This is a genomic window from Bradyrhizobium diazoefficiens (assembly GCF_016616235.1).
Taxonomy (GTDB): Bacteria; Pseudomonadota; Alphaproteobacteria; order Rhizobiales; family Xanthobacteraceae; genus Bradyrhizobium; species Bradyrhizobium diazoefficiens_H.
The window spans coordinates 2,772,436-2,793,241 of sequence record NZ_CP067100.1 but is presented as its reverse complement, the minus strand read 5'-3'; the positions used below and the strand labels follow the sequence as shown (position 1 = coordinate 2,793,241).

Below are 20,806 nucleotides of genomic sequence, written 5' to 3'. Positions count from 1 at the left end.
GCGGCCGCAGGAGGAGTTCCTTTCCTTGCAGCGCACAAGCGCCGGCAGCCCGGTTCACTCGCTAGGTTCACTTGCCAGGTTCATTCTCCCGGTGCGATCGCGTTGCTCGGCGTCGGCCGATCGGTGATCTGCTGGCCGAACAGACTGCCGATCAGTTCGACCGCGGTCCGCGCAGTGCGGCCGCGCTCGTCGAGGAAGGGATTGAGTTCGACGATGTCGACCGACCCGACCACGCCGGAATCGTGCAGCAGCTCCATGATCAGGTGAGCCTCGCGATAGGTCGCTCCGCCCGGCACGGTGGTGCCGACGCCCGGCGCCACGCAAGGATCGAGAAAATCGACGTCGAAGCTGACATGCAGCACACCATTGCGCGCCTTGACGCGCTCGATGACGCGGCGGATCAAGACAGCAACGCCGAACTCGTCGATCTGGCGCATGTCGACGATCCTGATCCGTCGCGCGCGCATCAGTTCCTTTTCGAGCTTGTCGATCGAACGTGCGCCGAACAGATCGATCCTGTCGGGATCGATCGAGGCGCGCGGATCATCGCCGAGCAGACCGTCGAGGCCGGGCTCGCCGCACAGGAACGCCGCCGACATGCCATGCATGTTGGCCGTGATCGTGGTCTCCGGCGTATTGTAGTCGGCATGCGCATCCAGCCAGAGTACGAACAAGTCCCGGCCGCGCTCCTGCCAGTGGCGCGCCATCGCGTTGACCGAGCCCATCGACAAGGCGTGATCGCCGCCGAGAAAGATCGGCAGCGCGCCGGTTTGCGCGATCTCGTGGCCTCTGCGGCTCAGCACGCGCGTCCAGCGCTGGATTTCGCGGTAGTGATTGGCGTTTTCCGGTGGTTTGTCGGCGAGGTCCCTGACCTCCGCCACGGAGAGATCACCGTAATCGACGACTTCGAAATCGAGGCTTTCGAGCAGCGTCGCAAGGCCGGCTGTGCGCAACGCCGCAGGGCCCATCAAGGTCCCGCGCTGCGAGGCCCCCATGTCGATCGGCGCGCCGAGCAGCGCGATACGCCGGGCGCGATCCGTCATGGTCCGGTCGGTCACGGCAATCTCCCGAGTTCAGCAAGGCTGCACCAGCCTAACAGAGATTCGCATCCGTCGTTTCCCGGGGAGTTCGCGGCGAAATGGATTCGGCCGGAACTAATTGCGCCATGGCGCATTTTCCCTGCAAGGCCGGCACCCGCCGTTCAAAACGGCGCCTGTCGCGGATAGCCAAAGGTCTTCGGGCCCGCTGTTCCAAAACGAGCGCTCGCGCGGATAGCCAAAGGTGCCGGTCTCGAGTTCTCTGTCAGGTTCGGAGGTCGCGCACTTGAGCACGGAAACACCGCAGCCCAATCCCCAGCCCGGCATGGCCGAACGCGCCATCGACGTCGCGACCGACGTGTCTCACACCGTCGGAGAGGTCGCGGGAGGTTTGCGCACCGCCGTCGACCGCCTCACCTATGCCATCGATGAAGCGCGAAAGCCCGGACGACCGCTCGCGACTGTTGCGGCGATCACGCGCGAAGCGCCGCTCGCCAGCCTGTTCGTCGCGTTCCTGTTTGGTGTGGCCATCGCCCGCCGGCGCTAGCGAGGCGGTTCAGGCGGCGCTGACGACGTCGAGCTCCTCCGTGAGAAATTGCTTCTCGAACGCCGCGGCGGGCATCGGGCGGCCGAAGAAATAGCCCTGCCCCTCCTCGCATCCCATGCTGACCAGGACATCGGCCGTGGCGCGGTCCTCGATGCCTTCAGCCACGGCCGTGAGACCAAGCTGTTTGCTGAGGCCGATGGTCGATCCGACGATCGCCGCGTCGTCGGAATCGGAGAGCAGGTCGAGCACGAAGGACCGGTCGATCTTGAGGCCGTCGAGCGGGAATTTCTTCAGGTAGCTCAGGCTTGCGTAGCCGGTGCCGAAGTCATCGAACAGGATGCGGACACCGAGCCGCTGGATCCGCTCGAACATGTCGAGCACGCGGGCCTCGTCATGGAGCAGGATGTCTTCGGTGACCTCGAGCTCGAGCAGCGAGGGTGAGAGTCCGGTCGTTTCAAGCAGTGCCGCAACCGAATGCGCGAGATCGCCGGAGTGCAGCTGCGACGGCGAGAGATTGATCGCAACGCGCACATTGTTGCCTGACAATTCCCAGGCGCGCGCCTGACGAGCGGCGGTCTCCATCACCCAGTTCGCGATCCGCTCGGACAGCGCCGAGGTGTTGACCACCGGCATGAACTCGCCGGGCGACACGTAGCCGCGCACGGGGTGCCGCCAGCGGATGAGCGCTTCGGCTCCGACCAGGCTGCCGTCGACCAGCCGAACCTGGGGCTGATAAAACAGCTCGAACTCGCCGCGATCGGCGGCAAGGGCCAGTTCGCCCTCCAGCATCAGCCGGTTCTCCAGCTCCTGCCGGATTGCATTCTCGAAGATCACATGGCTGCCGCGCCGCGTCAGCTTGGCCTTGGTCAGTGCGAGGTGACCGTTGCTGAGGAGATCATCGGCGGTGTGCCCGCCTTCGGGATACAGCGCGACCCCGATGCTGATCCGCACGCGATGCTGACGCGTGCCCGATGCGAGCGGCGCTTCGAACGCGCGCGCGATTCGCTCGGCCAACTCCGCGATCGGCTCGCCGCCGTCGGCGCTTTCGCGCGCGATGGTGAATTCATCTCCGCTGAGCCGGGCAACGATCGCTCCATCTCCGACCTGCTCCTTCAGGCGAACGGCGACCGCCTGTAGCACCAGATCGCCGGCGGAGTGCCCCAGCATGTCGTTGATGCGCTGGAAGCCGTCGAGTCCGATCACAAGCAGCGCGACCTCGCAAGAACGCCGCTCTGCGTCCGCAATCATGTCAGCGAGGCCTGCATGCAGCATGTTGCGGTTGGCAAGCCCCGTCAGCGCGTCATGTTCGGCGAGATATCTGACACGCTCGGCCTCTCGCTTGCGAACCGAGATGTCGCGCAGGATCGCTCCGCACTGGAATCCGTCCGTTCCCTGCCAGCCAGAGAAGCTCGCCTCGACGGGAAACGTCTCGCCATTCTTGCGCCGTCCTTCGAACTCGACGACGACGGCGCCACCTGGCACCAGCAGCGACTGGCGCGCAGCATCGCGAATGGCGAAAGCCTTTGCACCGCTGTCCGTGGGCACGGCGCAAAGTATTTCGAACGGACGTCCGATCACTTCGGTCGGCATGTAGCCGAAGATCGCGCTGGCGCCGGGATTCCACACGGTGATCCGGTGATCCTCGTCGGTGCAGACCAGGCCATCGCCGAGCGACATCGCGATACGATGAAAGCGGCTCTCGGCGATGCGCCCCAGAAGACTGCGGAAATCGATCTCGTCGAGCGCGATCGCCGCCAGATAGGCGATGATCGCGATGTGAAACAGCGAAGTGTCGATGATGAGCGGCCACTTTGCCTGCACCAGGGCAGCGGTCAGCTCGACGCCCGCCCCCGTCGCGACTAGAACCGCGACGCGGACGCCTGGTGAGAGACGGCGCCACGAATACATCATCAGGAGACAGATCAGGCCCAAGCCAAAGAACATGCCGACATCGGACGTCCAGCGCAGCATCCGGTGCTGGAGGATGGTTTCCGCCGCGAGCGCCTGGAGGGCCGGCCCCGAGATGATCTTGCCATTCGGAACACTGAACCGGTCGCCCAGCTCGAGCGCGGTGGCACCGACGATGATCTTCTTGTCTCTCAACTTGGCGAGCGTCGCAGCATCGCCGCGCAGCACGTCGGAATAGGAGACGGTCGGGATGGAGGCCACACGAATGCTGAAATCGATCAGGAAGGGCGGCCGCCGATTGGCGTCCTGTCCGGCCAGCACGACGGCCATCGACGGCAGCTGGGAGTCGCCGAGCCTCTCGCTGACCGGATAACGGCGGACGAGGCCGTCGGATTCGATCGCGACATTGACGACAGCCGGCCAGGACTGGTTGCTGAACGGCTTCAGGGGGCGATTGATGTGAGCCGCGCCGCCGTTTGGCGCCGGCTGCTTGAAGGATGGCAGGATCGTCGAACCACCGACCTCGCGAAGCGCGGTAAGGAAGGCCGCGTCCGAGGCCGGATCCGACGGCGTGCTGAAATCGATGTCGAAGGCGACGTCCTGCGCTCCCGCCGCCTCTAACCTATGCAGCAGTTCGGCGTGGAGCCGGCGTGGCCACGGCCAGATCCCAATCTGGTCAATCGAGGGCGCGTCGATGGCCACCACGACGACATCGCCGCTGGCCGCACGCGATTGCCAGGCGAAACGCAGGTCGGTGAGCACATTGCGAAGCGCGCCATGCCATCCCGTGGACAGCACGACCGCCAGCGCGATCACGACCAGAACATGCGGCCGATAGCGTTTCACCCGATCCTCCCGCGCCCCCGCTTTATCGGGTGCGTCCCCTCATCCCCCGGAATTCGCGTCAGTGCCGGCCGTTGCCGTGACCGTTGCTGCCGTTGCCGCCGCCATTTCCATTGCCGTTACCGTTGTTGCCCTTACCGTTACCGGTGGCACCGCTATTGCCGCTACCGTTGCCGCTTCCATTGCCGTTGCCGCTATTGCCGCTATTCCCGTTGCCGTTGTTGCCGTTCTTGCCCGACGCGTCGCTGGTCGATCCAGCGCTGGTCGCAACGGTCGCCGTCGCGCTTGACGACGAGGATGTCGCACTGGCCGCAGATGCGCTGCTGCTCATGGTGACAGCCGTGACGCTGGAGCTGTTGCTAGCCGTTGTCGTCGTGCTCGCCTTGGTATCGCTCCAGACCGTCTCGGTGCTGCTGCTGGTGTTCGCATTGCGCACCTGTCCGGGAGCAGCGGCGCCGCGGGCGAGGCCGTGCGTGACCTTGTGGAAGTTCAGCTTGACCTCGCCGAGCGAGCTCGAGATGCGCACGACGCCGGCCTTGGGCGCGTGCGCTCCGCTCGCCTGATGCGATTGCTTCGGCGCGCCGGCGGCCTTGGTCCCCCTGTCGATCGGGCCAAGCGCATGGATCGCATGGCCGCTCGCCGCATTGCGCGGCGCCGACAGGCCGGACTTCGGCACGGGAACGCGCTCGATCGTCGAAGCGCGCGGCTTGCCCTGCTCGATCGGATTAAAGGTCCCGGCACCGCTCAGGCTGAGGCCGGGCTTGCCGTGCTCGAAGGCGGTGGCGGATTGTCCGGGCATGACCTGGGCGATCTGTCCGGTCTTGAAGTCGGAGACTTCGACCTGGCCGCGGACGACGCCGACCTTGGTGCTGCCCGCGCCCACGGTTACGCTGAACTGCGTTCCCTTGACGACGGCCGCGAGATAGGGCGTCTCGACCTCGAAATGCTTGACGTTGCGTTTCTCGACCTCGAGCAGGATTGAACCCGCTTGCTGGATGATGGTGGTCGAGAGGCCCTCCTTCTTCTCGGCCGGCAAACCGACCACCGAATTCGGGGAGATCAGAATGCTTTCCTCGCCGCGGACGAGCAGGACGCGCCCGTTGCGGCCGGTGCGAATGGTGTCGCCGGGCTTGAGCGTCCCGTCCTGATTCAAGGACACAGGCTGCGCACCGGAGGTGGCAAGCCAGACCTCGCCTGAAGACTTGCTGACCGACCAGACGCCGTCATCGGCGGCGAATGCACCGGAAGCCGTTCCCAGGACCAGTGCTGCCGCGAAGGCGCACCGCATTCCAATTTTGCCCAGCATGACGATCCTCAGTCCGCGTTACAGCCAGTCCTGAGGGGTATCCGAAATCATTCAACATAGACTTAGCGGAAAGCGGCCAGTCGGAAGCTGCCGTTAACGATTCATTGACCATAAAAAACTATGAAAAATCATGCGGCTAACGAACCCTTACCGGCGCATGGGAGCTTCTCCGTCAAACTACGGAGAACGGCTCGTTGCGCGCACGGAGAAGCGGCATCTGCTTACCGCGCTGGTGCTGCTGGCACCGACTTTCACGGGAATTCCGCCGGCCTTCGCGCAGCAGGCGAACGCGCCTGGCTTTGATCCGCGCCAGCCCGAGAAATACTTTGAAAACCAAACCGAGCAGGAATCGCTGAGACGTCCTGCGGTCAGGCTGCCGACGGTCGGCCAGCCCAACGCCACCGGCGGTGACGCCAGGCCGCAGTTCGTGCTGCGCGGTGTCAACGTCAGCGGCGCCCATGCCATCTCCGGCGATCGGTTCGCCGCGGTCTATCAATCCTATCTCGGCAAGCAGGTCTCGCAGGCCGACCTCGCCGCGATCGCAGGCGCGATCAGCGATCTCTACCGCGCTGCGGGCTTCCATTTGAGCCGCGCGATCGTGCCGCCGCAGGACATCGCCGACGGCCGCGTCCGGATCCAGGTGATCGAAGGCGCCATCGTGGAGGCCGAGCTGAAAGGCGACGGCGCCGAGCAGTTCGGCGTGAGGCCGATGCTCGCCCCGGTCCTGGCCGAACAGCCATCGCGCCTCGCAACGCTCGAGCGCCAGCTCTTCCTCGTCAACGGCAGGCCGGGCGTCCGCATCACCGATACCGCGCTCGAGGAAATCGGCGGCGCGACCGGCCGCTTCCGTCTCACGGTCTATTTGAAAACCTGGCACGTCTTCTCCTCGTTCGGCGTGGACAATCTCGGCTCGTCCTCGGTCGGCCCCTGGCAGACCTACGCGACCGGCGCGTTCAACTCCTACCTCGCGCCCGGCGACACGCTGGCGGTCAACCTGTCGACGATTGCCAACGATCCGCGCGAACTCGGATTCGCGCGCCTGTCCTATGACGCGCCTGTCGGCATCGACGGTGTCAGGCTTGGCGCTTCGGTCCTGTACAGCGCGGTCCGGCCGGGCGACATGCGCCGCCTCGACAGCGATATCACCACGACCGAAGCGTTCGAGCTGCGTGCCGGCATCGTGCCGTTGCAGTCGCAATCCTCCACGCTGACGCTGACGGCGGCGACGACCTTCAGCAACGTCTCCGAGCACGATCTTTACGGCCCTTGGTACAACGACCACATCAGGACCGCGAGCCTGACCGCCGACTATCGGCTCCAGGATCGCTTCGGCGGCACCAATTTCGCGACGATGACCTACCGCCAGGGCCTCGACATCTTCGGCGCCTCGCATTTCGACGACGATCTGCTGTCGCGCGACGGCGCGTCCTCGAACTTCTCTGTGCTGAACTTCTGGTTCACGCGCTATCAGACGCTCAACGACGCCTGGTCGTTCAAGCTCTCCGCGGCGAGCCAGACGGCATCGCGGCCGCTGTTCACCTCGCAGCAATTCTATCTCGGCGGCGCGGCCTTCGGTCGGGGCTATGGCGCAGCCGAGATCAGCGGCGACAACGGTCTTGCCGGCTCGCTCGAACTACGCTTCGACCAGAAGCTGAACTTCCGCTATTGGACAGGCTATCAACTCTATGCCTTTGGCGACGCCGGCGCAGTCTGGAACGATGGCTACCGTCTGAGCGACGGCCTGGCGCTGACATCGGCCGGAGCGGGCGTGCGATTCTTCCTGCCGGACGATTTCCTGGCCGATTTCGGCGTGGCCGTCCCCTTGGGCTACCGGGCGCCGGACAATGAGCGCCGTAGCCCGCGCTTCCTGTTCACGCTGTCGAGCGCGTTCCGGCTGTGCCCCGAACGCGGCAAGGGCGGCTGCCTCTAGCCGCATGAACTGTCGCTGCCGCGCGCCTTGATGAGGCCCTTTTGCGGCGCTTCTCACAGACTTGCCTAAATTTAATCCCCTAACCTGCTCACGATCGCTCGATCCGGGGGATTCCCATAACCATCTTCAGCCGAAAGTGATTTGAGACCGGTCCATGAAAAGGGTGTTTGCAATCCTGGCGTTCCTGTGCGTCCTTGGCGTCGGCCAGTATGTCGTCGTCAGCCGGTTCGCGATCCGCCATGAGACGCTGTCCCTATTCGACGCCTCACGGCAGCGGCCGATCTCGGTCGAGCTCGCCGTGCGGCGCGATTACGAGACCAAGGCCAATCTCGGCCTCTGGAAGCTCCCGCTTGCCATCATCAGCAACGGCAACACCGTCAAGGCCACCGAGTATTCCTTCCTTGCCAACGTGCTTGCCGCGCGCGGCTATCTCGTGGCCAGCATCCAGCAGGACCTGCCGAGCGATCCGCCGCTCATAACCCATGTCGGCCAGAAATATGTCGGCCGGCGCGAGGTCTACATCCGCTGCGAGGCCAACATTCTTTTCACGTTGGCCGAGTTGAAAAAGCGGCAGGAGAACGTCGACTACGACCACATTACCCTCGTCGGGCATTCCAACGGCGGCGACGTCTCCATGTATGTCGCCCATCAGCATCCGGAACTGGTGTCGAAGGTGATCACGCTCGACAATTTGCGGGTGCCCTTCGTGCTCAGCGACCACCTGAAGATCCTGTCGTTCCGCTCCAAGGATCCACATTTCCAGACCGATCCCGGCGTGCTGCCGACGCCGGAAGAGGCGAAGGCGCGCGGCATCGACATCGTCCACACCGGCGCTCAGCACACCGAGATGAGCGATCGCGGTCCCGATGCGGTCAAGGAAAAGATCCAGGCGACGCTCGACCGCTTCCTGCGTGACAGCGCCAGCAGTGCGCTCGCGCCGGCCGATACGAAAAGCCCGATGATCATGAATCCGGGCGACTACTAGAGCATGATCCGGAAGAGTGTGCCGCGGTTTTCCGAAAAGATCATGCTCAAACAACAAACCTAAAGCGCGGTGACGATTCATCCCAATCTCATCGCGCTTTAGCCGGGAGCGCGTTGCCGCAGAGCAAGGCAGCTCCGCGACACTTGCCACAAATGCAAATCCCTGCCGGAGGACCGACAGGGATCAGCAGAAAGGATGACGGACGGCGAATGAGGTCGATTCGGTGGCCCGTCATGGACCTGCATCAACATCGAAATGCGGATCGCTGCACCAGGCAAGATCAATTTGTGGGCACGCCCCGCACGGACGCGGTGGATCAGGACTTGAGAATCAGGACTTGAGAACTACGACTTGCCCTTGCCCGGTTGCATGAAGCTTCCGGTCATCTGGCGCATGTGATCCCCGGCGCTGGTGAACTGGCTGCGCAGGAAGTCCGACTGGATTCGCATCGCTTCCTGAAGATCGGTGGCATGGACGAGCTTGCGTGCATGCTCGAACGCCGACTTCATGTTCTGCTCGGTGAAAGCGAGCGCCTGCTTCGACACTTCGGTACCTGCGCCGGGAACCGACGTCATCGACTTGGTGGCAGCGTCAAAAAACATGCCGAATGCCTTTTCGGCCTGGTCAATCGTCTTCTCGGCCAGGTCGCGCAGTTCGGCCGGAACTTCGAGCTTCGGTTCGATCATGGTCGCACTCCTCCCTTTTTTAGCTGATTACCACACTTGCCGGATCGCCTTCCAGCGGCCAGCCCCGGACAAACGCCGCACCGGCGGTCCCGCTCTGGTAGGAAAAACGAGGCAAGGCGTGAGGCCGGGGCGCGGCCTGGCTCAGCACAGGGGGTGTTCGGGGAGGGTTTCTTCGGTGGCGAGGTCTTCGACGAGCTTGATGACCTCGAAGCGCTGTCGAGGCGCGAGTTTCAGAAACGCGCGGAGGAGGCGCAGGCTTTCGACGGTGCCGCTTGCAGGCGCGCCGAGCTTGAGGTGCAATTCGGCCGCGAAATTGAGGTTCTTCATCTCGCACCTATGACAAGCATCGGCCTTCGTGATCCGATATCGAGGCCCCACTCCAGAACCGAACGCCAGAATCGGACGCGATGGCGACGATCAGTTCTCGGGCCGGGTGGCCCCGGCAGGGTAGCACGCCGAACGACATGTCGGGACGGACGGCCCCAACGGAGCAGGTTGCAACTATGCCAAGGAACAACCCCTCCGGCAAGTCCGACCATCGGCCTAGCGATGCTTCGTCCGCATCGCGCCACGGCAATTCCGGATAACAGGAATATCGACCGTCGTCACCCACCTGCGTCAAGAAGCAGCATCAATCACGCACACGGCCCTCTCCGTTCTCAACCGGCTCAGCGTTTCGCCTCATTTCCCGATGCGAACAAACATTGCTGGAGGCGATCTACCGCTTCTTGAGCTTACACACGTTATTGTTGAGTCTCCTCTCGGCGGTTGTATCGTTGAACCGCCGTTCAAGACCGAGCGACAAAGCGGTTGCGAAACGGCCACGCAGACACGGGCGCCATGGCTGACGGACTCAATCGATTCGGGCGCGCCTCAGCACCAAAGGACGACGGCATGCTTTCTCGCTGCGATCTCATCAAGGGCGCCGCGGTTGCGCTTCTCACCCTCTCGATAAAAGGCGCATGGGCGCAGGAGGCCAAGATGAACCTGTTCAAGATCATCACCGTCAAGGACGAGATCGTCGTCGGACTGTCGGCGGAGGAGTTGCAGGCGCTCGGCGGTACTGATGCGAGCGCGGTCGCGCATGCGCTGGCGCAGAAGGGCGATCTCACCGTCTGGCAATACAACGTGCATCGCGGCCCGAGCGGCGAATTGCAGCAGGCGCCGACCGCCAAGATCGGGCTTCTGGCCAACGCCTCGCTCCGTGTCGAGCCCTACGCGACGCCTTACCAGATCGTGCCGCACCCGTAAGCGGCGGACCGGCACGCCCGCGGCCGAGGCCGCAGGCGTGCCGTCATTCATTTGCAGCGGTCTGCACGCTGTGTCCCCGCTTCCGTCGCAAAGCCGTAGATCAGAGCCAGCCGGTCCAGGCATTCGCGAAAACGCCGCGCAAAATAGTCGTTCCAGCGCTGGGTGCGGACGGCGCGACGCTCTCCGATCTGGTCCATGGTCAGACCCAGCACCAGCACATCGTGCACCAGCGCGGCGCCGTCGGTGCCGAGTTCGCGCTCGATCCGGTTCAGCCGCAGCACCGCCTGACGCTGGCTTTCGGTGACGGGCTCGCGCGTGCTGGTGCCATCGACATATTCGCGCGTCGTATCCACCGCCTGCGGCCCCCGTTCTGCCCGCTCCCAGTCGTTCTGAAAGGCACGTCCACCGCGGTATTGCGCCTCGTCGATCTGGTGGTGCGCGTGCAGCCGGCCGAGGGGATCGCTCCGGATCGAGCGGATGGCCATGATCTTCTCGCCGGGGTCGAGCGCCAATGGATTGTCGACTTCCACTTCGGCGACGTCGGCATTGAACGGCATCTCGCGCGATCGCCGGTCGTAGATCCCGGTCAATTTGTAGGATTTGTTCCGTCGGGGGCGCGCCACTCGGATACTCCTTGCAAAGTTGACGATTGGACAGGTGATGGCTCCCGCCTCAGGCGGCGAAGACCAGTCTCAACATGACTGGACCGACGGCACGGGCCGACGCGGCTCCGGACCGGCGCGTCAGGCGTGCATGGGGCCCGCAATAGCTCGAGCCTTGCTGGCGCGGATGTCCGCAGAAGGCGATCTCCTCCCCGTCCTTGTCGCCGCCATAGGGGTAGCGGCAGTCGCCGTCTGCGAGTTCGGCGAGGGGGATCAGGCGCGGCTGGACACCGACGCAGCGCAACTTGACCGGTGCCGCCGGCTTCATTGCGGATTTCGGCGGCAGATTCAGGCCCGGCAACGCCGCGCGATGCGTCGAAGACGAACAGGGCTCTCCCGGCAAAGACGGCACGATCGACGGGCTGGTCTCCACTGCTGAGCCAATGAGCCCGAGCCGCTTGGCGCGGCCCGCCACCGCGCTGCGCGTGTAAGCCGTTCCAAACCTTGCATTAATCCTTCTACCGATCTCCGCATAAGACAATCCCTTGAGAAAATGGTCGCGAAGCGCGTCGGAGTGCTCCGACGGCCAATGGCCCGGTTCCATGCTGCTGTCCTGTGATGCGCGTTCCGCCGGTCGAACGACCGACAGGTGAAACACACATTCCGGTATTCCGAAGCGTTAGTCAAGCCGTTATTTCTGATATTCATAATTGCATCAATTCCGAATTTCGGATTATAAGAGGGCAGACCATGGGCAATCGAGGGAATCACCATGTTGGATGTTGCGATGATCGAGCGGGGCCTGGAAAAGACCGGCAAGAGCAAAGGCGGGCTCGCGGCGGCGATGGGCGTGCGGCCCGGCGCAGTGTCGGAGATCCTCGGCGGCGAGCGCCTGGTGAAGGCGTCCGAAATTATTCCGATTATGGAATACCTTGAGCTCAACCTCGCGCCGATCATGGGCAGGGTCGGCGCCGGCGCAGTAATCGAGCCGGATTATGAACAGGTTCCGCCGGAAGGACTTGGCGATATCGCGCTGCCCTTCCCGATCATGGAAGAGACGATCGCATTCGAGATCGTGGGCGACTCGATGCTGCCCAAATACGAGAGCGGCGACGTGATCGTGGTCTACAAGGACCAGCGCCATCCGCTGTCGAGCTTCTACGGCGAAGAGGCCGTGGTCCGGCTCAAGACCGGGGAGCGCTATCTGAAGACCATCGAACGGGGCAAATCACCATCCGTGGTCAATCTCAATAGCTTCAACGCCAAGCCGATCGTCGGCGTCAAGCTCGATTGGGTCGGGGAAATCTGCCTCTCCATGCCCAAGGGCCAACTCGAGCGGCTGCGCGCCAAGTCGGCCCGCCCCCGCAAGAAGGGCAAGTAGACGCCCGATTTCCGATTTACAGAAATCGCGCTTGACTTGATTTCGTTTTTCGGAAATACTCTGCCGCGCTCCCGACTCCGGGTGCGCGGCAGGACCGTTTCATGCAATATTTCGTCGTCATGATCGATTACGGGCGGCGTGGTCGCGAGGCCGTCGTCGATCCTGAAGTCACCAGGCGCGAGGTCGTCTCCCGCATCGCTTCCGGTGAATACCAGAACATCTCGTTCATCCACGAAATCGCGGAGAACTCGGTCGAGGACGTCACCGAGGCGATCCTGACCGAGGCCGCCCTTCCCCAGATTCCGCCCGAAGACGTCGATCTCCAGGCGATCCGCCTCGATCACGCCCGCGACGTGCGCAAGCACGAGAAAGCGTGACGCCGGCCTTGAGAGCCGTTCCGATGGAATCGGAACGGCTCTCAATCCGAGATCACACAGTAAGAACTGTCGATCCCGTGGTCTTGCGCGCGGCGAGATCGGCGTGCGCCTTGGCGGCGTCCTTCAGGGGATAGGTCTGGTGCACCTCGATCTTGACCGCGCCGGATTTGACGACGTCGAACAGCTCGTTCGCCATCGCGACCAGAGCCTCTCGCTTGGCGGCGTAGGTGAACAGTGTCGGCCGGGTGACGTACAGCGAGCCCTTCTGGGCGAGCAGGCCGAGATTGAGCGGCTCGACCGCACCTGAGGACGCACCGAACAGCGCGGCAACGCCGAGCGGCGCGAGGCAATCCAGCGACTTCAGGAACGTGTCCTTGCCGACGGAATCGTAGACCACCGGCACTTTCTTGCCGCCGGTGATCTCGTCGACGCGCTTCACGAAATCCTCACGCGTGTAGATGATGACGTGATCGCAGCCATGCGCCTTGGCGAGCTTTGCCTTCTCGTCGCTGCTGACGGTGCCGATCACGGTCGCGCCGAGATGCTTGGCCCACTGGCTCAGGATCAGGCCGACGCCGCCGGCCGCGGCATGGAGCAGGATGGTGTCGCCGGCCTTCACGCGATAGGTCTGCCGGATCAGATACTGCGTGGTGAGCCCCTTCAGCATCATAGCCGCCGCGGTCTTGTCGTCGACGCCGTCGGGCAGCTTCAGCAGCCTATCGGCCGGGATCAGCCGCGCCTCGGAATAGGCTCCGAGCGGCGAAGCACCATAGGCGACACGGTCGCCGGGCTTCAGATCGGTGACACCAGGCCCGACTTCTTCGACCACACCGGCTCCTTCGCTGCCGAGTCCGCTCGGCAATTGCACGGGATACACGCCGGAGCGATTGTAGATGTCGACGAAATTGAGACCGACGGCGGTGTGGCGGATGCGCGCTTCGCCTGGTCCGGGCTTACCGACATTGACCTCCTCCCAAACCAGGACTTCCGGACCGCCGGTTTTGTGAAAGCGAATGGCATGCGTCATGGGCGTTGCTCCCTTATTGTTGCAGTGAAGGTCAGAGAACCCGATCGGCCGAAGAAATAGGCATTTGAACCGCCCGTTACAGTACAGAGCCGTCGCAAGAATGTCACAGCGAACCACAAACGCCCGCCGTTCCGCGTCTGTTCGAAAGAGTTGATGATGGCTCTCGGGCCACCGGCAGTAGCCTTCGCGCGGGGATTGGTGGTCGCCTGCGAAGGAGAACCGAGATGCCGGCTTATGTACAGCATCATCAGGACGTCGAAATCGCGCCTGTGATTTGCCCGACCTGCATGGGGTTCCTGCCGATGTATGTCCGCCAGGTCGAACCGCATTGGAGCCTTGCCAAGATCGACTTCGTCTATGAATGCGCCGATTGCGGCGCCGAGGTCAGACAGACCATCCGCAAGGGCGAGCTGCTGCAGCACTGATCGCACCAACGGCGAGCCGCGCAAGTATTTGCGTTCTGCGGAAAAAAACGCCGCTCACGCGGGTCTGATGCCTCCCAAACGAGGCTTGTTCTTTGCCGGGAACGCAGGCAGAACAAGCCTCAAACAGGATCTTTGGGAGCGCCCTTCGTGGCTGATCAGAAGGCCTCGGCGTCGATCGAGGCAGTGGAGAGCGGCCTCGCCGCGCAGGGCTATATCGCGAGCCGGCAGATCGCGACCGCGGTCTATTTGTCGCAGCAGATCGAAAAGCCGATTCTGGTCGAGGGTCCCGCGGGCGTTGGCAAGACCGAGCTTGCCAAGGCGATTGCCGCTTGGCGCGGCATGAAGATGATCCGCCTGCAATGTTATGAGGGCCTCGACGAGGCCAAGGCGCTCTATGAGTGGAAATACGCCAAGCAGCTCCTCTATACGCAGATCCTGAAGGACAAGCTCGGCGAAGTGCTCGGCGGGGCGCAGACGCTGCATGCCGCGCTCGACCAGCTCCATGATTTCGGCGACGTGTTCTTCTCCAAGGAGTTCGTCGAACCGCGGCCACTGCTCCAGGCGCTGGAGCAGCCGGGCGGCTGCGTGCTGCTGATCGACGAGATCGACAAATCTGACGCCGAGTTCGAGTCCCTGCTGCTGGAGATCCTGTCCGATTTTCAGGTCACGATTCCCGAGCTCGGCACCGTCTCGGCGATCACGCCGCCGACGGTGATCCTCACCTCCAACAGCGAGCGCGACCTCGGCGACGCCCTGAAGCGGCGCTGCCTGCATCTGCATATCGGCTTCCCCGAGCAGCGGCTGGAGGAGCGCATCGTCGACAGCCGCGTGCCTGGCATCTCGCAGGCGCTGCGCCGGCAGATGGTCGGCTTCATCCACGAAATCCGCTCGCTCGATCTGAAGAAACTGCCCTCGGTCAGCGAGACCATCGACTGGGCGCGCGTGCTGGTGCTGCTCCAGGCAGCAGAGCTCGATACCGAGATCGTCAAGGACACGCTCAACGTGCTCCTGAAATATGAGGCCGACATCGAGGCCGCGTCGCCGCAAGTGACGACCTTCATTGCCAAGGCGGCACGGTCCAACGTCTTCGGTTGACGCCGATGCGCGAGAACCTCCATCGTTTCTTTCGGGCGGCGCGCGGCGCCGGCGTGCACGTCTCGCCCGCCGAAAGCATCGATGCGATGCGAGCGGTCAAACAGGTCGGCTTTTCCGATCGGGCCATCCTGCGCGATGCGCTGCTGCTGACGCTCGCCAAGTCACAGGACGAGAAGCTCGCGCTCGGCGATTGCTTTGATCTGTTCTTCAGCCAGCCCGAGCCGCGCCAGGATTCGCCTGAGGCCGACAATAACGACGACGCCTCACAGGACGCCGACCGGTCTCCCTCATCAGGCGCTGCCAGCGAGTCGGGTGAAGGCCCGCCGGAAGGACTGGGCCCGCTGGCGCAGATGTTGCTGTCGCAGGACCGCAACGCGATCGCCGCGGCAATTGCCAGCGCGTCCGGTGCCGCCTCGCTGTCCGACATCCGCTACTCCACCCAGCGCGGGATCTTCTCCAGCCGAATCCTCGACGCCATGGGCCTTCAACGCCTGCGCGACGATCTCGATGAGCTGACCGCTACCAATCCGTCGCTGGCCGAGCGCCTCCGCGCCGCGCTCGACGGCTTGCGCCAAGCGGTGCGCGACACGGTCTCGCAAGGCCTGGCACTCTATGCCCGCGAAGAAGCCGAAAACCTTCGCAACGAGATCCTGCGCAACGCGCCACTCGCCCGCATCGAGCGGCGCCAGGTCGCGGAGATGCGTGCCCTCATTCGCCAGATTGCGCGCCGTCTGCGCGAGCGCTATTCCAAGCCGCGCAAACGCCAGCGCCGCGGCCATCTCGACGTCCGCCGCACGCTGCGACGCAACGCCGCCTGGGGCGGCGTCCCCTTCCTCACCGCCTGGAAGCGCAAGCATCGCGACAGGCCGAAGATCGTCGCACTGTGCGACGTCTCCGGCTCGGTCGCGCAAGTCTCCGATTTCTTCCTGCTGCTGATCCACTCGCTGCACGAGGTGGTCGACGACGTCCGCTCTTTTGCCTTCTCCTCGCACCTGATCGAGGTCAGCGAGATCCTGGAAAAGAAGTCGCCGGAAGAGGCGATGGCCGAGATCATGTCCAAGGTCGGCTTCGGCTCGTCCGATTACGGTTCTTCGCTGGTCGATTTCGAGCACGATTTCATGAGCACGCTGACGCCGCAGACCACGGTGATCGTGCTGGGCGATGCCCGCAGTAACAATCTCGACCCGCGTGCCGACATCCTGCGCCGTGTCTCCGAACGCTCGAAGCGGCTGGTCTGGCTCAATCCCGAAGGACGGCTCGCCTGGGGTTTTGGCGATTCGGAGATGCCGCGCTATGCGACCTTTTGTACGGTCGTGCGTCAATGCGCCACCGCGCAACAGCTCGAGCGCGCGGTGTCCGATATCGTCGCCATCTATCAGTAAGTTGCGAGCTCGCGGCAGACGTCAGCTTCGCGCAAGCTCCACGTGGGAGACGTTGCACTCCCGGAAGTGATAGGCGATTTCGTCGAGCGCGCGCTGCTCCCATTCCTGGGCTTGCGCGAGCCAGAAAACGCGGCGTTCCGAATCGAGCGCGGCGCGTTCCCGGCACAGGGATTCCTGACTGCGAATTTCAACCAGCCTATTCATGCACTCCACTCCTGCCGTGTGAAGCCATTCCCCGCGAATTAGCGTAACAGAGTCCGGATCCCTTCGTCTCAGGATTTCTGGGCATATTGCGACGCAGAATGGGACAGCAGCGCTTCCGTGCAGCGCGGTAGCTCGCGGCGCAGCATCAAGCCCGGATCATCAATATGTGATCGAGTTGCGGGACGATGTTGCGTCCGGGCGATCTTAACTCTTGTGGCACAACGAGGTGCGGCAATTCGTGAAGAGACGTTCTAAACAGCTCACCGAATTCCCGACTCATTGTCGTCGCATGGTCTTCATGCAGCCTCGCTAACAGGGGCGCACGAACTGCACGACCGCTTGAGGCAATATGAACGACGATTTCGACTTCGATCTTTCACCGGACCAATGGGAAGCCCTGCGTACGCTTCGCAACCCGCCGTCGACCGGTCGCCTCTCCAAGGCCTATCTCGTCGAAAGCCTCGTCAAGCTCGGCCTCGTTGTCGTTGATGACGGCGTGCCTGCGATGACGCCCACCGGACGCAAGGTGCTCGTGCGCGGATCGTGCCGGCTGCTGGACCTCGTGGCGTGACGGGCTGGCGTTGTGCGCAACGCGCTCACGATGGCCTGAAGAATAAGTCGTTGCTCTCCGCACAAGATGCGTCGCCTCGATCTGTATTGGTGATGATGGGCTCTTTCAGGCGCGCGAATTCGTCCTCATTCGGGAACGTCAGATTATTGCCGCGGCTCACTCGTCCAATGCAGGAGCGGCGTTCCGTACGCCCTCCTCCACACCGACAGGAAGCGCGGAAACCAGGAGTGCGCCACGGCGCCCTTATAGGCCCAGGTGCGATACTTCAGCCCCTGCTCTGAGATCAGCTCCTGATATCCGCCGTGGACCTCGGTCGCGGTGCGAATGTCCTTCAATATCCCTTGCGCACAGGCGCGATAGGTATCGCTCCCGGAGAATTCATCGAAGTCCAGCATGCGATCGGCGAACTCGACGTTGAACGTCGGCCAGGAGGAACGCCCCTGGTAGGCGGGCGCCGCGATCTTGTGGATCATCTTGTTGCGCGGATTTTCCGCCGACACCAGGAAGTGGAACGTGCTGGGGATACGAAAGCGCGGCTCGGCGATGATCAGATCCGCCGTGGCCGCAAACAGCGCGCGTTCGCCCGCGTCGTTCAGATTCCAGAAGCCGCGATGCACGCTGACGAAATCCAGCGCAACCGATGACGCCGGCGAACCGGCCGGCCCGTCCAGGGAATGCCTGATGTAGCCGTTCTTGCCGAACAGACGGAGCAGGCCGCTCTTATACTCCGCGAGATCACGCCCGAGCAGCCGCTTCAGCTCGTTCTCCTCGACGATACCGAGCTGCACGCCCCACACGAACGTCGTGTAGACGCAGGCATTGGTGACGAAACGCCGGCGCTCGGCACGGGTGTCCGTCGCCGCAGAGCGCGGCCCGCTGGCGTCGCAGAGCAAGTATCTGGTGCCGTCGGCGTCGAACGGCTCCAGCTCGCTTGCGAGCTTAAGGATCGCGCGCTTCAGATCGCCGCCATACTCGGTCAGCAGCAAGCGGCCGGCATGGGCACATTGCGACATCGCAAGATAAGACGACGCCCTCTCCTCGCCCGAGATCATCTGCTGGACGCCAGCGAGGACGCCGAGCAGCGTATCGGAGGGGCGCGAGAAATAGTTCACACCGAGATAGCGGCCGCGTCCGGCGGGAACGATGGTCGTGGTGATGACGTCGGCGCGAACCGCCTCCAGAAGCAGGCGCACGCTCTTTTCGAGCAGGCGCGCCCGGCGCACCGCGTCCTGGGAATCCATGATGGTCTCGGGGTCGAGAACGTCAGGATAGAACCAGGCAAAGTCGCGCGGATAATAGGCGGATGCGTGCGGCGCGCCTGTGACGAGGAAAGACTCGGTCACGGAGAAGGCGCTGTCCATCGAGTGCCGGTAAAGGTCCTCGATGGCCGAGAATGAATGCTGCGACTGCCGCAAGAACCGGTCACCCAGAAAATTCACGGCCTGGAGTGCGTTGGCGATGAAGGTCGCAGCCGCGCCCTGATAAAACCGGTTTTCACGATGTGACGGAAAGGAAATGTCGCTGCTCATGTCTGTAAGTCGGCCAAAATCTCGGGAGGTTCGTTGCTGGCTTATTCTAAATGCTGTTGATTCGTCCCTCTACCCGGGAACTTGCGGGCTGCCGAGCAGCGTTAACCTGTTCGGATCTATCCTTGTTGCGGCCTGAAATTCTCTATCACCCGCAGCAACACCCGCGCGCCCGCATCGGCATCCGCAAGCTCGACATGCTCGTCCGGATGATGGCTGATGCCGCCGCGGCAGCGGACGAAGATCATGCCGACATCGGCGATGTCGATCATCGCCATGCCGTCGTGCCCCGCCCCGCTCGGCAGCTCAAACACGGAAAAACCCTCCGCTCCGATCGCCTGCGCGATCTGCTCCTTCAGCCATGGCGCGCAAGGCGCGGTGCGGTTCTCATGGGTGACATCGAGCTGAAGTGCCAGCTGCCGGCGCCTTGCGATCGCCTCGATCTGCCTGACGACGTCAGTCACCGCGCGCTGGCGATGCATGTCGGTCGGCGCACGCATGTCGATGGTGAAGGATACTTCGCCCGGAATGACATTGGTCGCACCGGGCCGCGCCTGGATATAGCCGACTGTGCCGACAAGACCGCCCTCGTCATTCCGGCAAAACTGTTCGATCGCGCTGATGCATTCGGCAGCACCTGCCAGTGCATCGCGCCGCAGCGCCATCGGCACGGTGCCGGCGTGACCGGCCATGCCGGTCAGCCGCGCGGCAAGGCGCGTGGCACCGGCAATCGCGGTGACGACGCCGACAGGCAGGCCTTGCGCTTCCAACACCGGCCCCTGCTCGATGTGCAATTCGACATAGGCCAGCAGCTCGCGCCGCGTTCGCGCCGCCGCGCCGATATGATCGGGATCGAGGCCGAACTGCACGAGCGCATCGCGCATCGAAATGCCGTCGCGGTCGCGCGCGTTCAAAACGCTCTCGTCGAACGAGCCAGCCACCGCACGGCTGCCGAGCAGCGTCGAGGCAAAGCGTACGCCCTCCTCATCGGCGAAGCCAACCACCTCGATCGCAAACGGCAGGCGCTTGCCGCGGCGGCTGAGGTCGGCGATGCAGGCGATCGCGGTGATGACGCCGAGCGGCCCGTCCCATCTGCCGGCATCGCGCACGGTGTCATAGTGCGAGCCGAGCATCAGGCAGGGCGCACCCGGCCGCTCGCCTTCATAGCGGCCGCAGACATTGCCGATCGCATCAAGGCGCGCGCTCATGCGGGCCTCACGCATCCAGCTCAGGATGAGGTCCGCGGACTTGCGCAACTCCTTGCTGAGATAGATGCGGGTGAGCTTGTCGCCGTCTTCCGAGATCGTGGCAAGCTCGTTGATGCGGCGCACGATCTCATGTCCGAGCGATGCGTCTTGAGCAGCGGTAGTGGCACCCATCTCGACGAGCTTCCATCTTCTCGGACCGCAGCAGCGGCGATCCCGGCGACAATTGATACAAGTTCGGTGGCAGTGAAAATCATCCGGCCGGCGCCGCCCAGCGCGTGGTTAGCACGATTGCGCCTTGCCGGAACGCCGCCCGACGCTGGTCATACACATGCGACCGCTGGTCAAGACTGCTTAACTCCACTGCATACAATCGGATAATTATGCCTATAAAATAGCCTGCCGATTTCCTCATCAAGTTTCCAGATATTACATACCGTATATCTTTCAGTTACTTATGCGTCCATGCACGATCCCTGGCCTCTGGCATGAAGATTGCGAATCTTCCTTTCGGCTCC

General features: G+C 63.4%; 21 protein-coding genes. 10 read left to right on the top strand and 11 right to left on the bottom strand.

Features of this window, described 5'->3' with window-relative positions; genetic code table 11:
• Positions 1 to 80: 80 nt before the first annotated feature.
• The gene (gene rocF / locus JJB99_RS13200) at positions 81 to 1,058 is read right to left on the bottom strand and encodes an arginase (RefSeq protein WP_200499159.1); all 978 of its coding nucleotides are present in this window, start codon (positions 1,056 to 1,058) and stop codon (positions 81 to 83) included.
• 265 nt (positions 1,059 to 1,323) lie between these two features.
• Between rocF and JJB99_RS13195 the strand changes: the two genes are divergently transcribed.
• Positions 1,324 to 1,584, top strand: coding sequence for a hypothetical protein (locus JJB99_RS13195; RefSeq protein WP_200499158.1), 261 nt, complete (start codon positions 1,324 to 1,326; stop codon positions 1,582 to 1,584).
• A 9-nt stretch (positions 1,585 to 1,593) separates the two neighbouring features.
• Here the strand turns inward: JJB99_RS13195 and JJB99_RS13190 are convergent, their stop codons facing one another.
• Together JJB99_RS13190 and JJB99_RS13185 are read right to left on the bottom strand one after the other, a co-directional pair.
• A complete protein-coding gene (locus JJB99_RS13190) occupies positions 1,594 to 4,338 on the bottom strand; it encodes an EAL domain-containing protein (protein WP_200499157.1) in 2,745 nt (914 codons plus the stop codon).
• A 58-nt stretch (positions 4,339 to 4,396) separates the two neighbouring features.
• Positions 4,397 to 5,641 carry a FecR family protein gene (locus tag JJB99_RS13185; RefSeq protein ID WP_200499156.1) on the bottom strand — a complete coding sequence of 415 codons (1,245 nt, stop codon included), beginning with the start codon at positions 5,639 to 5,641 and terminating at the stop codon, positions 4,397 to 4,399.
• Between the two features lie 130 nt (positions 5,642 to 5,771).
• Between JJB99_RS13185 and JJB99_RS13180 the strand changes: the two genes are divergently transcribed.
• Together JJB99_RS13180 and JJB99_RS36230 are read left to right on the top strand one after the other, a co-directional pair.
• Complete coding sequence (locus tag JJB99_RS13180) at positions 5,772 to 7,571, top strand: ShlB/FhaC/HecB family hemolysin secretion/activation protein (protein ID WP_200499155.1); 1,800 nt, start codon at positions 5,772 to 5,774, stop codon at positions 7,569 to 7,571.
• A 154-nt stretch (positions 7,572 to 7,725) separates the two neighbouring features.
• Positions 7,726 to 8,556 carry an alpha/beta hydrolase gene (locus tag JJB99_RS36230; RefSeq protein WP_246775229.1) on the top strand — a complete coding sequence of 277 codons (831 nt, stop codon included), beginning with the start codon at positions 7,726 to 7,728 and terminating at the stop codon, positions 8,554 to 8,556.
• A gap of 344 nt (positions 8,557 to 8,900) precedes the next feature.
• Here the strand turns inward: JJB99_RS36230 and JJB99_RS13165 are convergent, their stop codons facing one another.
• The gene (locus tag JJB99_RS13165; RefSeq protein WP_027562452.1) at positions 8,901 to 9,242 is read right to left on the bottom strand and encodes a phasin; all 342 of its coding nucleotides are present in this window, start codon (positions 9,240 to 9,242) and stop codon (positions 8,901 to 8,903) included.
• A 141-nt stretch (positions 9,243 to 9,383) separates the two neighbouring features.
• Positions 9,384 to 9,569, bottom strand: a complete 186-nt coding sequence (locus tag JJB99_RS13160) for a hypothetical protein (RefSeq protein WP_200499152.1) — start codon at positions 9,567 to 9,569, stop codon at positions 9,384 to 9,386.
• 567 nt (positions 9,570 to 10,136) lie between these two features.
• Here JJB99_RS13160 and JJB99_RS13155 point away from each other — a divergent pair.
• A complete protein-coding gene (locus JJB99_RS13155; RefSeq protein ID WP_200499151.1) occupies positions 10,137 to 10,493 on the top strand; it encodes a hypothetical protein in 357 nt (118 codons plus the stop codon).
• A 47-nt stretch (positions 10,494 to 10,540) separates the two neighbouring features.
• Here the strand turns inward: JJB99_RS13155 and JJB99_RS13150 are convergent, their stop codons facing one another.
• Complete coding sequence (locus tag JJB99_RS13150) at positions 10,541 to 11,116, bottom strand: hypothetical protein (protein WP_200499150.1); 576 nt, start codon at positions 11,114 to 11,116, stop codon at positions 10,541 to 10,543.
• Positions 11,117 to 11,165: 49 nt separating this feature from the next.
• On the bottom strand, positions 11,166 to 11,699 hold the full coding sequence (locus tag JJB99_RS13145; RefSeq protein WP_200499149.1) for a GcrA family cell cycle regulator: 534 nt from the start codon (positions 11,697 to 11,699) through the stop codon (positions 11,166 to 11,168).
• A gap of 168 nt (positions 11,700 to 11,867) precedes the next feature.
• Between JJB99_RS13145 and JJB99_RS13140 the strand changes: the two genes are divergently transcribed.
• Positions 11,868 to 12,476 (top strand): S24 family peptidase, encoded by a 609-nt coding sequence (locus JJB99_RS13140; RefSeq protein WP_011088876.1) that lies wholly within the window; start codon positions 11,868 to 11,870, stop codon positions 12,474 to 12,476.
• 101 nt (positions 12,477 to 12,577) lie between these two features.
• Positions 12,578 to 12,853 (top strand): hypothetical protein, encoded by a 276-nt coding sequence (locus JJB99_RS13135; RefSeq protein ID WP_200499148.1) that lies wholly within the window; start codon positions 12,578 to 12,580, stop codon positions 12,851 to 12,853.
• A gap of 52 nt (positions 12,854 to 12,905) precedes the next feature.
• Here the strand turns inward: JJB99_RS13135 and JJB99_RS13130 are convergent, their stop codons facing one another.
• The gene (locus tag JJB99_RS13130) at positions 12,906 to 13,880 is read right to left on the bottom strand and encodes a quinone oxidoreductase family protein (RefSeq protein ID WP_200499147.1); all 975 of its coding nucleotides are present in this window, start codon (positions 13,878 to 13,880) and stop codon (positions 12,906 to 12,908) included.
• 224 nt (positions 13,881 to 14,104) lie between these two features.
• Here JJB99_RS13130 and JJB99_RS13125 point away from each other — a divergent pair, with 224 nt between their 5' ends.
• From JJB99_RS13125 to JJB99_RS13115, 3 genes are all read left to right on the top strand, one after another.
• Positions 14,105 to 14,305, top strand: a complete 201-nt coding sequence (locus tag JJB99_RS13125; protein ID WP_200499146.1) for a hypothetical protein — start codon at positions 14,105 to 14,107, stop codon at positions 14,303 to 14,305.
• 147 nt (positions 14,306 to 14,452) lie between these two features.
• The gene (locus JJB99_RS13120; RefSeq protein ID WP_200499145.1) at positions 14,453 to 15,400 is read left to right on the top strand and encodes an AAA family ATPase; all 948 of its coding nucleotides are present in this window, start codon (positions 14,453 to 14,455) and stop codon (positions 15,398 to 15,400) included.
• Between the two features lie 5 nt (positions 15,401 to 15,405).
• Complete coding sequence (locus tag JJB99_RS13115; RefSeq protein ID WP_200499144.1) at positions 15,406 to 16,782, top strand: vWA domain-containing protein; 1,377 nt, start codon at positions 15,406 to 15,408, stop codon at positions 16,780 to 16,782.
• 21 nt (positions 16,783 to 16,803) lie between these two features.
• Here JJB99_RS13115 and JJB99_RS13110 read toward each other — a convergent pair whose 3' ends face one another.
• Positions 16,804 to 16,986: a hypothetical protein gene (locus JJB99_RS13110; RefSeq protein ID WP_200499143.1), complete on the bottom strand. Its 183-nt coding sequence runs from the start codon at positions 16,984 to 16,986 to the stop codon at positions 16,804 to 16,806.
• A gap of 349 nt (positions 16,987 to 17,335) precedes the next feature.
• Here JJB99_RS13110 and JJB99_RS13105 point away from each other — a divergent pair, with 349 nt between their 5' ends.
• Positions 17,336 to 17,557 carry a hypothetical protein gene (locus JJB99_RS13105; protein ID WP_200499142.1) on the top strand — a complete coding sequence of 74 codons (222 nt, stop codon included), beginning with the start codon at positions 17,336 to 17,338 and terminating at the stop codon, positions 17,555 to 17,557.
• A 143-nt stretch (positions 17,558 to 17,700) separates the two neighbouring features.
• On the opposite strand, the gene JJB99_RS13100 is transcribed toward JJB99_RS13105, so the two are convergent.
• Complete coding sequence (locus tag JJB99_RS13100) at positions 17,701 to 19,086, bottom strand: hypothetical protein (RefSeq protein ID WP_200499141.1); 1,386 nt, start codon at positions 19,084 to 19,086, stop codon at positions 17,701 to 17,703.
• A 116-nt stretch (positions 19,087 to 19,202) separates the two neighbouring features.
• Entirely contained in the window at positions 19,203 to 20,462 is a 1,260-nt protein-coding gene (locus JJB99_RS13095; RefSeq protein WP_200499140.1) for an allantoate amidohydrolase, read from the bottom strand.
• Positions 20,463 to 20,806 lie beyond the last annotated feature (344 nt).